This is a genomic window from Nocardioides terrae (assembly GCF_900112345.1).
In the GTDB taxonomy this organism is placed as follows: Bacteria; Actinomycetota; Actinomycetes; order Propionibacteriales; family Nocardioidaceae; genus Nocardioides; species Nocardioides terrae.
In genome coordinates this window covers 18237-30371 of the sequence record NZ_FOLB01000002.1, presented here as the reverse complement: position 1 = coordinate 30371, position 12135 = coordinate 18237, and the positions used below count along the sequence as shown (strand labels likewise).

Below are 12135 nucleotides of genomic sequence, written 5' to 3'. Positions count from 1 at the left end.
TGGGTACCTCAGTGGTTGCCGCCTCGGGCAGGACCGATCAGAAGGAGTCGCGCGTGGAGCCGATCAGGCGTGTGGCGATGATCAGCCTGCACACCTCCCCGCTCGACCAGCCCGGCACGGGCGACGCGGGCGGGATGAACGTCTACGTCCTCGAGCTCGCGAAGCGGCTCGCCCACCAGGGCGTCGCGGTCGACGTCTTCACCCGCGCCACCGCCTCCCGCCTGCCGCAGCTCGTCGACCCGTACGACGGCGTACGGGTGCACCACGTGCACGCCGGCCCGTTCGAGGGACTCACGAAGGTGGAGCTGCCCGGGCAGCTGTGCACGTTCGCCCGCGAGGTGCTCCGGGCCGAGGCCGCCCACCCGCTCGGCTACTACGACCTGGTGCACAGCCACTACTGGCTCTCCGGCCAGGTCGGTGCGCTCGCCCGGGACAGGTGGGGCGTGCCGCTGGTGCACTCGATGCACACGATGGCGAAGGTGAAGAACGACGCCCTCGCGGACGGGGACGTCCCCGAGCCGGCCGCCCGGGTGATCGGCGAGGAGCAGGTGGTCGAGGCAGCCGACGTCCTCGTCGCCAACACCGACCTCGAGGCACGCCAGCTGATCGACCTCTACGGCGCCGAGCCGCGTCGCGTCCAGGTCGTTCACCCGGGCGTCGACCTCGACGTGTTCCGCCCCTACGACAAGGCCGCGGCGCGCACGGCGCTCGGACTCTCCCGCGACGCCGCCGTGCTGCTCTTCGCCGGCCGCATCCAGCCGCTCAAGGCGCCCGACGTCCTGCTGCGTGCCGTGGCGGTGCTGCTGCGCCGGCTGCCGGCGCTACGCGGACGGCTCGTCGTCCCGATCGTCGGCGGACCGTCCGGCTCGGGGCTGGACCGGCCCGAGTCCCTCGCCGCCCTGGCCGCCGAGCTCGGCATCTGCGACGTGGTCAGGTTCGTGCCGCCGGTCTCCCAGGCCGAGCTCGCGCAGTGGTACGCCGCAGCGACGCTGGTCGCCGTACCGTCCTACAACGAGTCCTTCGGCCTGGTCGCGATCGAGGCGCAGGCGACCGGCACGCCGGTGGTCGCTGCCGCGGTCGGCGGGTTGACGACCGCGGTGCGGCACGGCCACAGCGGCCTGCTGGTCGACGGCCATGGAGCCGAGCGCTGGGCCGACGCGCTGGTGCGGGTCCTGCTCGACGACGAGCTCCGCCTCTCGCTCGAGGCCGGGGCGCTCGAGCAGGCGCGGGCCTTCTCCTGGGAGATGACCGCCCGGCGCACCCTCGAGGTCTACGAGCACGCCCGCTTCGCGCTCCACGAGGGCGCCGCATGACGAGTGCAGCCGCGGGCTCGCCGGCCGACGTCGTCCGCGAACACCTCAGCGCCACCGAGATCGAGTTCACCGAGGCCGCCGCGGAGACGGGGGAGACCACCTTCTCCTTCGCCCTGCCCGGCGAGCGCAAGCTCCAGACGCCCGTGCGGCTCGACGTGGGGCGGCACGCGCTCGGGGTGCACGCCTTCGTCTGCCGGCGGCCCGACGAGAACTTCGAGGGCGTCTACCGCTGGCTGCTGGAGAAGAACCTTCGCCTCTTCGGCGTCGCCTTCGCCCTCGACCACCACGGCGACATCTACCTCGACGGGCGGCTCCCGCTCGAGGTCGTCACGCCCGACGAGCTCGACCGGCTGCTCGGGTCGGTCCTCACCTACGCCGACGAGTCGTTCAACACCATTCTCGAGCTCGGCTTCGCGACCTCGATCCGCAAGGAGTGGGAGTGGCGCAACCTGCGTGGGGAGTCGACGAAGAACCTCGAGGCGTTCCGCGGCTGGCTCGAGCGCTGACCCCGGTCTCGGGCATGTTGGCCGCTTCCGTCGTCACCGTGACCGAAACCCGCGCGACACAGCCGACGAGCGCTCCCTAGCCTTCTGTGGTGACGACCATGACGACCGATCAAACCGTCCTGACCAAGACCTGGCTCCCCGTCGCCGCGGTGTCGACGACCCTGGTGCTCTGGGCGAGCGCGTTCGTCGCGATCCGACACCTCTCCGACGTCTTCCACCCGGGCGCGATGGCGCTGGGCCGGATGCTCGTGGGCGCCGCGTGCCTCTCCGTCGTGGCCCTGCGCCGCCGTCCGCTGCCGCGTCCGAGCGGCGCCGAGTGGCGGGTGATCGCGGCGATCGGCGTGCTCTGGTACGCCGTCTACATGCTCGCCCTCAACGCGGGCGAGCGCCTGGTGGACGCCGGCACCGCGTCGATGATCCTGCAGCTCTCACCGATCGTGATCGCCGTGCTCGCCGCGGTCTTCCTCGGTGAGGCCTTCACCGCCCAGCTCGGGGTCGGGCTGGCGCTGGCGTTCGCCGGCGTGGCGATCATCGGGTTCGCCTCGAGCGACTCCGCGGACGGCGGCCGGTCGGTGGCGGGCGTCCTGCTCTGCCTCATCCCCGTGGCGGCGTACTCGGTCTCGCTGATCCTGCAGAAGCCGATCGCCACCCGCTTCGCCGCCGTGCACCTGACCTGGCTGGCGTGCTCGATCGGCGCGGTCGTCACGCTGCCGTGGATCGGCCAGCTGGTCGGCGACCTCCGGGACGCCTCGGCCGCCGAGATCGGGTGGCTGGCCTACCTCGGCGTCTTCCCGACCGCCATCGCCTTCACGACCTACGGCTACGCGCTCCAGCACATCTCGGCGTCCCGACTCGGCATCTCGACCTACGTCGTGCCTGTCATCTCCATCGCCCTCGCCTGGGTCTTCCTCAGCGAGACGCCACCGGCCCTGGCGTACGTCGGCGGAGTCGTCGCCCTGCTCGGCGTCGCGATCACCCGGAGCCGTCGGCGGGCCGCGAGCTGACCAGGCCGACCGTCAGAGGTCGAGCTTGTAGCCCAGCCCCCGGACCGTGACGAGGTACTTCGGCTCGCTCGGCTCCGGCTCGAGCTTGGCGCGCAGCCGCTTGACGTGGACGTCGAGCGTCTTGGTGTCGCCGACGTAGTCACTGCCCCAGACCCGGTCGATCAGCTGGCCGCGGGTGAGCACCCGGCCGGGGTTGCGCAGGAACATCTCCAGCAGCTCGAACTCCTTCAGCGGCAGCCGCTGCTGCTGGCCGTCGACGGTCACGACGTGACGCTCGACGTCCATCCGCACCGGCCCGGCCTCCAGCGTGGCCGGCGCCCGGTCGGGCTCCGCGCCGCGGCGCAGGACGGCGCGGATGCGCGCAACCAGCTCGCGGGGGGAGTAGGGCTTGGTGACGTAGTCGTCGGCGCCGAGCTCGAGCCCGACGACCTTGTCGACCTCGTCGTCCTTCGCGCTCACCATGATGACGGGCACCGACGAGGTGGAGCGGATCTGGCGGCACACCTCGGTGCCGGGGATCCCGGGCAGCATCAGGTCGAGCAGGACGATGTCGGCGCCGTTGCGGTCGAACTCCTTGAGCGCGTCGGTGCCGTTCTCCGCGATCGCGACCTCGAACCCCTCCTTGCGGAGCATGTAGGACAGCGCCTCGCTGTAGCTCTCCTCGTCCTCGACGACGAGCACGCGGGTCACGCGCGACCTCCGACGGTTCGACCGCTCGAGGAGCGGGGACGGGGCGACGAGCCTGGTGGGGTGCTCATGGGAGGTCCTCCTCGTTGCTTCATGCGTTCTTCGGGCCCGGCGTCGGCATCAGCCGGTCATCGACCGCGGGCAGGTGTTGGGGCAGTGTGAGGGTGAAGGTGGAGCCGTGGCCCTCGACGGACCAGACCCGGACCTCGCCGCCATGCGTCGCGGCGACGTGCTTCACGATCGAGAGACCGAGGCCCGTGCCGCCCGTGGAGCGGTGCCGCGCCGGGTCGACGCGGTAGAACCGCTCGAAGATCCGGTCGAGCTCGTCCTGCGGGATGCCGATGCCCTGGTCGACGACGGAGATCTCGACGGCGCCGCTCTCGGCGCGCGCGGTGACCGACACGCTCGAGGAGGGGTCGGAGTAGGCGACGGCGTTGGACACGAGGTTGCTGACCGCAGCGGCGACCTGCTCCTCGTTGCCGAAGACGTGCAGGCCCTTGGTGCCGCCGGTGACCACGGTGATCCCCTTGCCCTCCGCGTCGACCTCCACCGCGTCGATCGCCGCGGCGACGACCTCGTCGACGTCGACCGCGACGGGGGCCTCGAGCGGCTCGTCGCCCTGCAGCCGGGAGAGCTCGATGATCTGCTGGACGAGCTGGGTGAGGCGGTCGCTCTCGATCAGCATCCGCCCGGCGAACCGCTTGACCGCCACCGGGTCGTCGGAGGCCTCCGCGACCGCGTCGGCCAGCACTCGGATCGCGCCGACCGGCGTCTTGAGCTCGTGGCTGACGTTGGCCACGAAGTCGCGCCGGACCGCCTCCACCCGCCGCTCGCGGGTGCGGTCCTCGACGAGGGCGAGCACGAGCCGGGAGCCGAGCGGGGCGATCCGCGCCGTGACGTGGCGCGACGGGACGCCGGGCCGGCTCATGACCAGCTCGGTCTCCCGGATCTGCCCGTCGCGGCGGACCTGCCGGACGACGTCGGCGAGCTCGGCGGAGAGCAGCGCGCTGCCCCTGACCAACCCGAGCGCGTACGCCGGCGCGCTGGCCTTCACCACGACGTCGTCGTCGCCGACGATCACCGCGCTGCTGCGCAGGACGGAGAGGACGGTGGCCACCTCGGGCGGAACGACCGGGGGCGCCGTGACCGGCACGCGCTGCTGCTGGCGCTCGCTGGCGTGCCAGGCGATGATCGCGGCCCCGGCGACGACGGCCCCGAGGAGCGCCGCGAGGAACGCCTGGGTCGTCGGGTTCACGGCTCCAGCCTAGGGCCCCGGTTCACCCGGGCTTCGCCATGCGGACGGCCCGCGGCGCAACGTTCACGTCCCGTTCACCGATCAGCCCCGGTCGGTCACCCGGGTTGTCTACCGTCGCCTCATGCGCAACGCCTTCCACGAACAGCTCGACGGCATCTTCGACGACCTCGCCACCATCTGCGGGCAGGTCGAGGTGGCTGTCGCCCGTGCCACCCGGGCACTCCTCGAGGCCGACTCCAGCCTCGCCGAGCAGGTCATCAGCGACGACGCCGAGATCGACCACGCGCGCGAGAAGGTCGAGGACAGCGCTCTCTCGCTGCTCTCCCTGCAGGCGCCCGTCGCCGGCGACCTCCGCGTCGTGGTGTCCGCCCTGCGCATGGTGAGCGACCTCGAGCGGATGGGCGACCTCTCGGTTCACGTCGCCAAGATCTCTCGCCTCCGCACCCCCGGGTACGCCGTCCCCGACGCCGCCCGGCCCACCATCGCCCGAATGGCGGAGATCGCCGAGGAGATGGTCGGCCGGACCGCCGAGATCATCAGGACCCGCGACATCGAGGCCGCCGACCAGCTGCGCGCGGCCGACGACGAGATGGACCAGCTGCGTCGGCAGACCTTCGCCGACCTGCTCGCGAAGGACTGGCAGCACGGCGTCGAGGCGGCCGTCGACCTGGCTCTGCTCGGCCGCTACTACGAGCGCATCGCCGACCACGCCGTCTCCGTCGCCAGTCGGGTCGTCTTCGTCGTCACCGGCGAGACCCCCTCCTGACGCCCGAGGGGTCAATCCCTCACGCCCGAGGGGTCAATCCCTCACGCCCGAGGGGTCAATCCCTCACGCCCGAGGGGTCAATCCCTCACGCCCGAGGGGTCAATCGGATGTAAGCCAGCCGCTCGCAGCGGATTGACCCCTCGATGCTGAGGGATTGACTCCTCGCGCCGTCAGGGGTGACCCCTCGATGCGCAGGGATTGACTCCTCGGGGGAGTCAGCGGGTGGTCAGCGGCCCTGGTTGGCGACGGCCGCCGCGGCTGCGGCAGCGGCCTCGGGGTCGAGGTACTCGCCACCGGGGACGGTCGGTTGGAGCGACTCGTCGAGCCGGTAGACCAGCGGCTGGCCGGTCGGGATGTTGAGGGCGGCGATGTCCGCGTCGCTGATCCCGTCGAGGTGCTTGACGATCGCCCGCAGGCTGTTGCCGTGGGCGGCGACGAGGACGACCTTGCCGTCCCTCAGGTCCGGCACGATCGACGACTCCCAGTAGGGGAGCAGCCGCTCGATGACGTCCTTGAGGCACTCGGCGCGGGGCATCTCGGCGTCGGGGATGTCGGCGTACTGCGGCTGCCCGACCTGGGAGAACTCATCGTCGTCGGCGAGCGGCGGAGGCGGTACGTCGAACGAGCGGCGCCAGAGCATGAACTGCTCCTCGCCGTAGGTCTCGAGGGTCTGCTTCTTGTCCTTGCCCTGCAGCGCGCCGTAGTGGCGCTCGTTGAGACGCCAGCTGCGCTTGACCGGGATCCAGTGCCGGTCGGCGGCGTCGAGGGAGACCACTGCCGTGTTGATGGCGCGACGCAGCAGGGAGGTATGCACGATGTCGGGCAGGACGCCGGCCTCCTTGAGCAGGCGTCCGGCGTTGGCGCCCTCCTCGCGACCCTTGTCGTTGAGCGGGACGTCGACCCACCCCGTGAAGAGGTTCAGCGCGTTCCACTCGCTCTCACCGTGGCGCAGGAGGACGAGGGTGTAGGTCATCAGTCGCCCTCGGACTCGCCGATGGCGGGAGCCGTCGGGTAGGAGCAGTCGTAGGGCTCGGTGGTCGCCTCGGCGGACGGCGACGCGGAGGCGCCGGCCTTGGGGCTCTTGCTCGGCGACGGACTGGGAGTCGCCACCTCGGCGTACTCCGCGCACTGCTTGACCACGCGGGCGTCGATGTCGATCGACTTCCCGCTGCCGAAGTCGAGCGTGACCGGGACGCTGTCGCCGGCCGCGAAGTCACCCGTGACGGGGACGCCGCCCTCGGTGAAGAGGTTGACGCTCCCGTTGCTGGGGATGGTGACGGGCTCGAACTGTCCGGCCGTGACGCCTTCGCCGCTCAACCCGGAGAAGGTGGCGTCGTCGGCGCTCGGCTCGACGGAGATCGTCGCGACGAACGTGCCCGTGCCGTCGGAGGGCGCCACGATGCGTGCGGCGAGCACGTGCACGTCGCCGTCGATGTGGTAGCCGCCGTCGGCGATCACGTTCGGACGGTCGGTGGCGTAGTCGAAGCCGCAGGAGCTGACCAACGGCGCCGCGACAGCCACGAGGCCGGCAAGGGCGAGCGCGCGCCGAGTGCGAAGGCGGCGGAGAGACGTCATCACGGCGGTTACCCTACCGCCGCCGGACGCCGGGCGATCAGGTGGCCGGGGTGATGCGCCGCCCTGCGGCTACCGGGACAGCCCGAGCTGGTGTGCCACCACGGCGAAGGCCGCCACGGCAGCGGCCAGGTAGACGAGCGTGACCGCCAGCAGGCGGGTGGCGCCGAGCCGGCGGCCGGCCCGCAGCGGCAGGTAGGTCCACCCCTCGGCGTCGTCGGCGACCAGGCCCCAGAGCGCGGTCAGGAAGTGCACGCCCACGCCGACCAGCGCCGCGAGGCCGAGGAGCACCGGCTGCGGCGGGTCGCCCTCGGCCTGGCCGCCCCAGCCGCCGTAGGAGAGGAACGCCGGGTAGAGGCCGAACGACACCGCCCAGGGGAGCCAGGAGAGCAGTCCGCGGCGCACGAGCCCGTTGTCGAGGTTGCCGAGCAGGCCGACCGCGACGGAGGCGAGGTAGCAGGCGCCGGCCAGGACGCCGTTGTTGACGGCGAGCGGCACCAGCAGGAGGACGCCGCAGCACCAGGCGAACCACGTCGTGCCGGGATCGAGCCGGCCGTCGGCGAGCGGCTTCCCCGGGCGCTCCTGGTCCCGGTCGCGGACGCGGTCGACGAGGTCGTTGTGCCAGCCGAGGACGACCTGGCCGATCAGCACCGTCGCGGCGACGAGCGCGACCTCGCGTCCCGGGCGCGCGTCGAGGGCGGCCACCGCCGCGAGCCCGGCAGCGGTCAGCAGCGCCTGACGCGGGTGGGCGGCGCGGACCAGCAGGACGGGGACCGAGTCGAGCAGCAGCCGGCGGTGCGGCCGCCCGGGTCGCACGGGGTCGGCCGGGGCGGGCGGGGCGGGCGGGCTCGACTCGCTCGGGACGGTCTCCGGGGGGTCCTCGGACATGGCCCCGAGTATCCGGCATGGGCCGGCGCCCCGTGTCGGGCTCCCCCGCTGCCACGAGAAATCCTGCGGCCCGTTCAGCGTGTCGCCGTACGGGAAGGCACGGCGCCACCACACGAACACGGGTTCTGTCAAGCCCTGGGGATGGAGTGATTGCGCCTCTGACCTGCGCAAACGGAATCGGCTTAACTGCAGGTCCGTGGTAGACTTGGCTGTCTAGGAAGGGGTACCTGACATATGACTTTCACCGTCGGCGAGACAGTCGTCTATCCGAACCACGGGGCCGCGATCATCGAGGACATCGAGATGCGGACGATCAAGGGGGAGGAGCGCCAGTACCTCGTCCTGCGGATCATCGCCCAGCAGGACCTGGTCGTTCGGGTCCCCGCCAACAACCTCGACCTGGTCGGCGTCCGCGACGTCGTCGACAAGGACGGTCTGGACCGGGTCTTCGAGATCCTCCGCGCCGCTCATGTCGAGGAGCCGACCAACTGGTCGCGCCGCTACAAGGCCAACCTCGAGAAGCTGCACAGCGGCGACGTCATGAAGGTCGCGGAGGTCGTGCGTGACCTGTGGCGCCGCGAGCGCGACCGCGGCCTCTCGGCCGGCGAGAAGCGCATGCTCGCCAAGGCCCGCCAGATCCTGGTCTCCGAGCTCGCCCTGTGCGAGCGGACCAACGAGGACAAGGCCGAGGCCCTGCTCGACGAGGTCCTCGCCAGCTGAACGTGGGAACGGGCCCCGGGGTTGCTGCCCCGGGGCCCGTTGTCATGTCCGGACGTCATACGGTGGGGTCGCCATGACGACCGATCCGTACGACGTCACGCCGCCTCCCTCCCTCGGCACCGTCGTCGAGACCGAGCGCGGCTCGCTCCCGTTCGCGCTCATCCACGGCGAGGCGCTCGTCGCCTGCGCCTCCTGGGCGCTCGGCGAGGCTGGAGTCACCCCGTTCGATCTCGGCACCACCTGGGCGGGCCTCGTCGATTCCGGCGAGCCGGTCGTCCTGCACGACGCGCTCTGCCCGATGACGCCCGCCGCGTTCCTCGCCGAGTGCGTCGTGGCGAGCGAGGAGCGGTCGGCTGTCGTCATCGGGGTGCGGCCCGTCACCGACACGGTCAAGCAGGTCGAGGACGGCTACGTCGGCTCGACGATCGACCGGGACGCGCTGGTCGTCGTCACCTCGCCGATCGTGCTGCCGCCGGAGGTGGTCGAGGCGCTCGACGGGCTGCCGTCGTACGACTTCGCCGAGCTGGCCGCAGCTCTGGCCGCCCGCTTCCCGGTCGTCACGGTCGAGGCGCCCCCGGAGAGCCGCCGGGTGGGGTCGCTCGACGACGTACGGCTGCTCGAGGCCCAGACCCGACCGGTCTGAGTCAGCTCCCCAGAAGCGCCGCAGCGGTGGCGAGGTCCTCGACGAAGGTGACCTTGAGGTTGAGCGAGGAGCTGGGGACCGCGGCGATGCGGAACCCCGAGCCCTCGGTGTAGGCGGCGAGGCAGGCTGCGGTGTCGGTCGCCTCGAAGCCGTCCGCGGCTGCCGCGGTGTGCGCGCCGAGCAGATCGGCGGCTCGGAAGGCCTGCGGGGTCTGGACGCCGACGACACCGGGGTGCGGCCGCAGGCCCGCGCGGTTCGCGACACCGGTCAGCGGCGCGACGGGGATGGCGCCGCCCACCTCGCGGGCGACGCCGATCGTGGCGGAGAAGAGCTCAGGGGACGCGAGCGGCCGGGCGCCGTCGTGGATGGCGACGACATCGACCTCGCCGGCCTCGATGTCGGCCCGCAGCGCGGAGATGGCGGCCCACTCCGAGGCGTGCCGGGTCGCACCGCCCTCGACGACGAGCACCTCCCCGGTCCCGAGCACCGGGACGACCGCCTCGGCCACGGCGTCCTGCTCGCCGGGACGGACAACTAGCACGATCCGGCGCACGTCCTCAACCTCGAGGGCGGCGCGCAGCGACAGCCCGAGCACGGTCGTGTCGGCGAGGGGGAGCAGCACCTTGTTGACGTCCGCGCCGACGCGGGAGCCGCTGCCGGCGGCGAGGACGACGAGAGCACTGGGCATGACAGGTGAGGGTAGGGGTGTGCTCAGGCGGGGTGGATCAGGGCGGTCGCGATCGCCGCGACGCCCTCGCCACGGCCGGTGAGGCCGAGCCCGTCGGTGGTGGTCGCCGACACCGACACGGGACCGCCGACGGCCTCGGCGAGCGCTGCCTCCGCCTCGGCCCGGCGCGGGCTCAGCTTGGGACGGTTGCCGATCACCTGCACGGCGACGTTGCCGATCTCGTAGCCGGCCGCACGGACCATCGCCGCGGTCTCGCCCAGCAGCCGTGCTCCTGACGCTCCGGCCAGCTCGGGACGGTCGGTGCCGAAGTTCGAGCCCAGGTCGCCCAGCCCAGCAGCCGACAGCAGGGCGTCGCAGGCGGCGTGCGCCGCGACGTCGCCGTCGGAGTGCCCCTCCAGACCGACGTCCGAGTCGGGCCAGGCCAGCCCGGCCAGGTGCAGAGGCGTGCCGGTCACGAGCCGGTGCACGTCGGTGCCGATGCCGATGCGGGGGGTGAGGGCTGGCGGTTCCACACCGTGATCATGCCGGACACCCCCGCGGCACAATGGCGGGGTGAGCGAGCAGCGCGGTGCCTGGGCCCTGTCCGGCGCGCTGTCCGGAGTCGCCGGCCTGGCCGTCAGCTATCTCGTCACCGCGCTCGCCGGCGGTGATGAGTCACCGGTCGCGGCCGTCGCCGAACAGGTGATCCGGCTGACGCCCGGCGGCGTCGCCGAGCGAGCGATCCGCTCCGTCGGGCACGCCGACAAGCCGCTGCTGGTGACCGGCGTCATCGTCGTCGTGACGGTGCTGAGCGGGCTCGTCGGGCTCTTCGCCCGCCGCACGGACACCGGGCTGGCGCTGCCGGCGGCGGCGTACGGCGTCCTGGCGGCCGTCGGCCTGGCCGCGGTCCTCGCCCAGCCGGCGCCGCACGCACCCGGGGTGCTCGGCACGGTCGTCGGCTGGATGGCGTGGGTCGGCTTCTTCGCGCTGCTCACCCGCCCGATCGCGACGCCGCTCGGCGAGGAGTCCCGCCGCCGGTTCCTCGCGACGACGGGCGGGGTCGCGGCCGCCTCCGTGGTCGCTGCGTACGTCGGCCGGGTGGCCGGTCGGCACCGGCGGGAGGTCGGCGCGGCCCGGCGCGCGCTGGACCTGAGCGGCGTGACGCCGCCGCAGGTCGACCCGACCTACGACCTCGGCGTCGCCCACCAGCCGCCCTGGCTGACACCGGCCGATGAGTTCTACCGGATCGACACCGCCATCGTCCCGCCCGCGGTGGAACCCGGCGACTGGCGGCTGCGCATCCACGGCATGGTCGACCGCCCGCTCGAGCTCACCTTCGACGAACTGCTCGGGCGGCAGGCGACCGAGGAGTGGATGACGCTCAACTGCGTCTCCAACACCGTCGGCGGCGACCTGATCGGCAACGCCTGGTGGAGCGGGGTGCGGATCGCACCGCTGCTGGCCGAGGCGGGCGTGCAGGCCGGCGCCGACGGGGTGCTGCAGACCTCGGCCGACGGCTGGACCTGCCTGACACCCGTCGAGGCGCTGACCGACGACCGCGGCGCGATGCTCGCGTTCGCTCAGAACGGCGAGCCGCTCACCGTCGAGCACGGCTTCCCGGTGCGGGTCATCGTGCCCGGGCTCTACGGCTACGTCAGCGCGACGAAGTGGGTGGTGGACCTCGAGGTGACCCGCTTCGAGGACGCCCAGGGCTACTGGACCGACAAGGGCTGGAGCGCTCAGGGACCGGTCAAGCTCGCCTCCCGCATCGACGTGCCGCGCACGGGCGACGCCGTGGACGCGGGCGACGTGGTGGTGGCCGGGACCGCGTGGCAGCAGCACACCGGGATCGGCAAGGTCGAGATCTCGGTCGACGGCGGCCGCTGGCAGGCGGCCGAGCTCGGCGCTGTCCCGGGCGCCGACACGTGGGTGCAGTGGCGCGCGACCGTCGCGCTCGACAAGGGCGACCACCAGATCAGGGCCCGGGCGACCAGCGCCGCCGGCGAGGTGCAGACAAGCGTGCGGGCCGAGCCGGCGCCCGACGGGGCGACGGGCTGGCACTCGGTCGAGATCCACGTGTCGTAGCGCGAATCGTCCGTGGCGGGTGCGATCCC

The 12135-nt window shown here is 72.5% G+C and carries 14 protein-coding genes; 7 read left to right on the top strand and 7 right to left on the bottom strand.

What is annotated here, in order from left to right; genetic code table 11:
* Positions 1–53: 53 nt before the first annotated feature.
* The 3 genes from mshA (at position 54) to BM236_RS02975 (ending at position 2823) form a co-directional block, all read left to right on the top strand.
* Entirely contained in the window at positions 54–1313 is a 1260-nt protein-coding gene (gene mshA, locus BM236_RS02985; RefSeq protein WP_425434180.1) for a D-inositol-3-phosphate glycosyltransferase, read from the top strand.
* A complete protein-coding gene (locus BM236_RS02980; protein WP_091120077.1) occupies positions 1310–1819 on the top strand; it encodes a type III secretion system chaperone family protein in 510 nt (169 codons plus the stop codon). The genes mshA and BM236_RS02980 overlap by 4 nt, the downstream gene beginning before the upstream one ends.
* Positions 1820–1917: 98 nt before the next feature.
* The gene (locus tag BM236_RS02975) at positions 1918–2823 is read left to right on the top strand and encodes a DMT family transporter (RefSeq protein ID WP_091120758.1); all 906 of its coding nucleotides are present in this window, start codon (positions 1918–1920) and stop codon (positions 2821–2823) included.
* Between the two features lie 12 nt (positions 2824–2835).
* On the opposite strand, the gene BM236_RS02970 is transcribed toward BM236_RS02975, so the two are convergent.
* Positions 2836–3513 carry a response regulator transcription factor gene (locus BM236_RS02970; RefSeq protein ID WP_091120075.1) on the bottom strand — a complete coding sequence of 226 codons (678 nt, stop codon included), beginning with the start codon at positions 3511–3513 and terminating at the stop codon, positions 2836–2838.
* 88 nt (positions 3514–3601) lie between these two features.
* Positions 3602–4765: a sensor histidine kinase gene (locus BM236_RS02965; protein ID WP_091120072.1), complete on the bottom strand. Its 1164-nt coding sequence runs from the start codon at positions 4763–4765 to the stop codon at positions 3602–3604.
* Between the two features lie 121 nt (positions 4766–4886).
* On the opposite strand from BM236_RS02965, the gene phoU reads away from it, so the two are divergent.
* Positions 4887–5531: a phosphate signaling complex protein PhoU gene (phoU, locus tag BM236_RS02960; RefSeq protein ID WP_091120070.1), complete on the top strand. Its 645-nt coding sequence runs from the start codon at positions 4887–4889 to the stop codon at positions 5529–5531.
* 226 nt (positions 5532–5757) lie between these two features.
* On the opposite strand, the gene BM236_RS02955 is transcribed toward phoU, so the two are convergent.
* From BM236_RS02955 to BM236_RS02945, 3 genes are all read right to left on the bottom strand, one after another.
* The gene (locus tag BM236_RS02955) at positions 5758–6504 is read right to left on the bottom strand and encodes a phosphoglyceromutase (protein ID WP_091120069.1); all 747 of its coding nucleotides are present in this window, start codon (positions 6502–6504) and stop codon (positions 5758–5760) included.
* Positions 6504–7109 (bottom strand): copper chaperone PCu(A)C, encoded by a 606-nt coding sequence (locus BM236_RS02950; RefSeq protein ID WP_139230012.1) that lies wholly within the window; start codon positions 7107–7109, stop codon positions 6504–6506. The genes BM236_RS02955 and BM236_RS02950 overlap by 1 nt, the downstream gene beginning before the upstream one ends.
* Before the next feature lie 66 nt (positions 7110–7175).
* Entirely contained in the window at positions 7176–7991 is an 816-nt protein-coding gene (locus BM236_RS02945; protein WP_091120065.1) for a UbiA family prenyltransferase, read from the bottom strand.
* A 234-nt stretch (positions 7992–8225) separates the two neighbouring features.
* On the opposite strand from BM236_RS02945, the gene BM236_RS02940 reads away from it, so the two are divergent.
* Both BM236_RS02940 and BM236_RS02935 read left to right on the top strand, forming a co-directional pair.
* Positions 8226–8711 carry a CarD family transcriptional regulator gene (locus BM236_RS02940; RefSeq protein WP_091120062.1) on the top strand — a complete coding sequence of 162 codons (486 nt, stop codon included), beginning with the start codon at positions 8226–8228 and terminating at the stop codon, positions 8709–8711.
* 73 nt (positions 8712–8784) lie between these two features.
* A complete protein-coding gene (locus tag BM236_RS02935; protein ID WP_091120061.1) occupies positions 8785–9354 on the top strand; it encodes a 2-C-methyl-D-erythritol 4-phosphate cytidylyltransferase in 570 nt (189 codons plus the stop codon).
* 1 nt (position 9355) lies between these two features.
* On the opposite strand, the gene BM236_RS02930 is transcribed toward BM236_RS02935, so the two are convergent.
* Both BM236_RS02930 and ispF read right to left on the bottom strand, forming a co-directional pair.
* Positions 9356–10042: an IspD/TarI family cytidylyltransferase gene (locus tag BM236_RS02930; protein ID WP_091120058.1), complete on the bottom strand. Its 687-nt coding sequence runs from the start codon at positions 10040–10042 to the stop codon at positions 9356–9358.
* Between the two features lie 23 nt (positions 10043–10065).
* Entirely contained in the window at positions 10066–10554 is a 489-nt protein-coding gene (gene ispF, locus BM236_RS02925) for a 2-C-methyl-D-erythritol 2,4-cyclodiphosphate synthase (protein ID WP_091120055.1), read from the bottom strand.
* A gap of 40 nt (positions 10555–10594) precedes the next feature.
* Between ispF and BM236_RS02920 the strand changes: the two genes are divergently transcribed.
* Positions 10595–12106, top strand: coding sequence for a molybdopterin-dependent oxidoreductase (locus BM236_RS02920; protein WP_091120053.1), 1512 nt, complete (start codon positions 10595–10597; stop codon positions 12104–12106).
* Positions 12107–12135 lie beyond the last annotated feature (29 nt).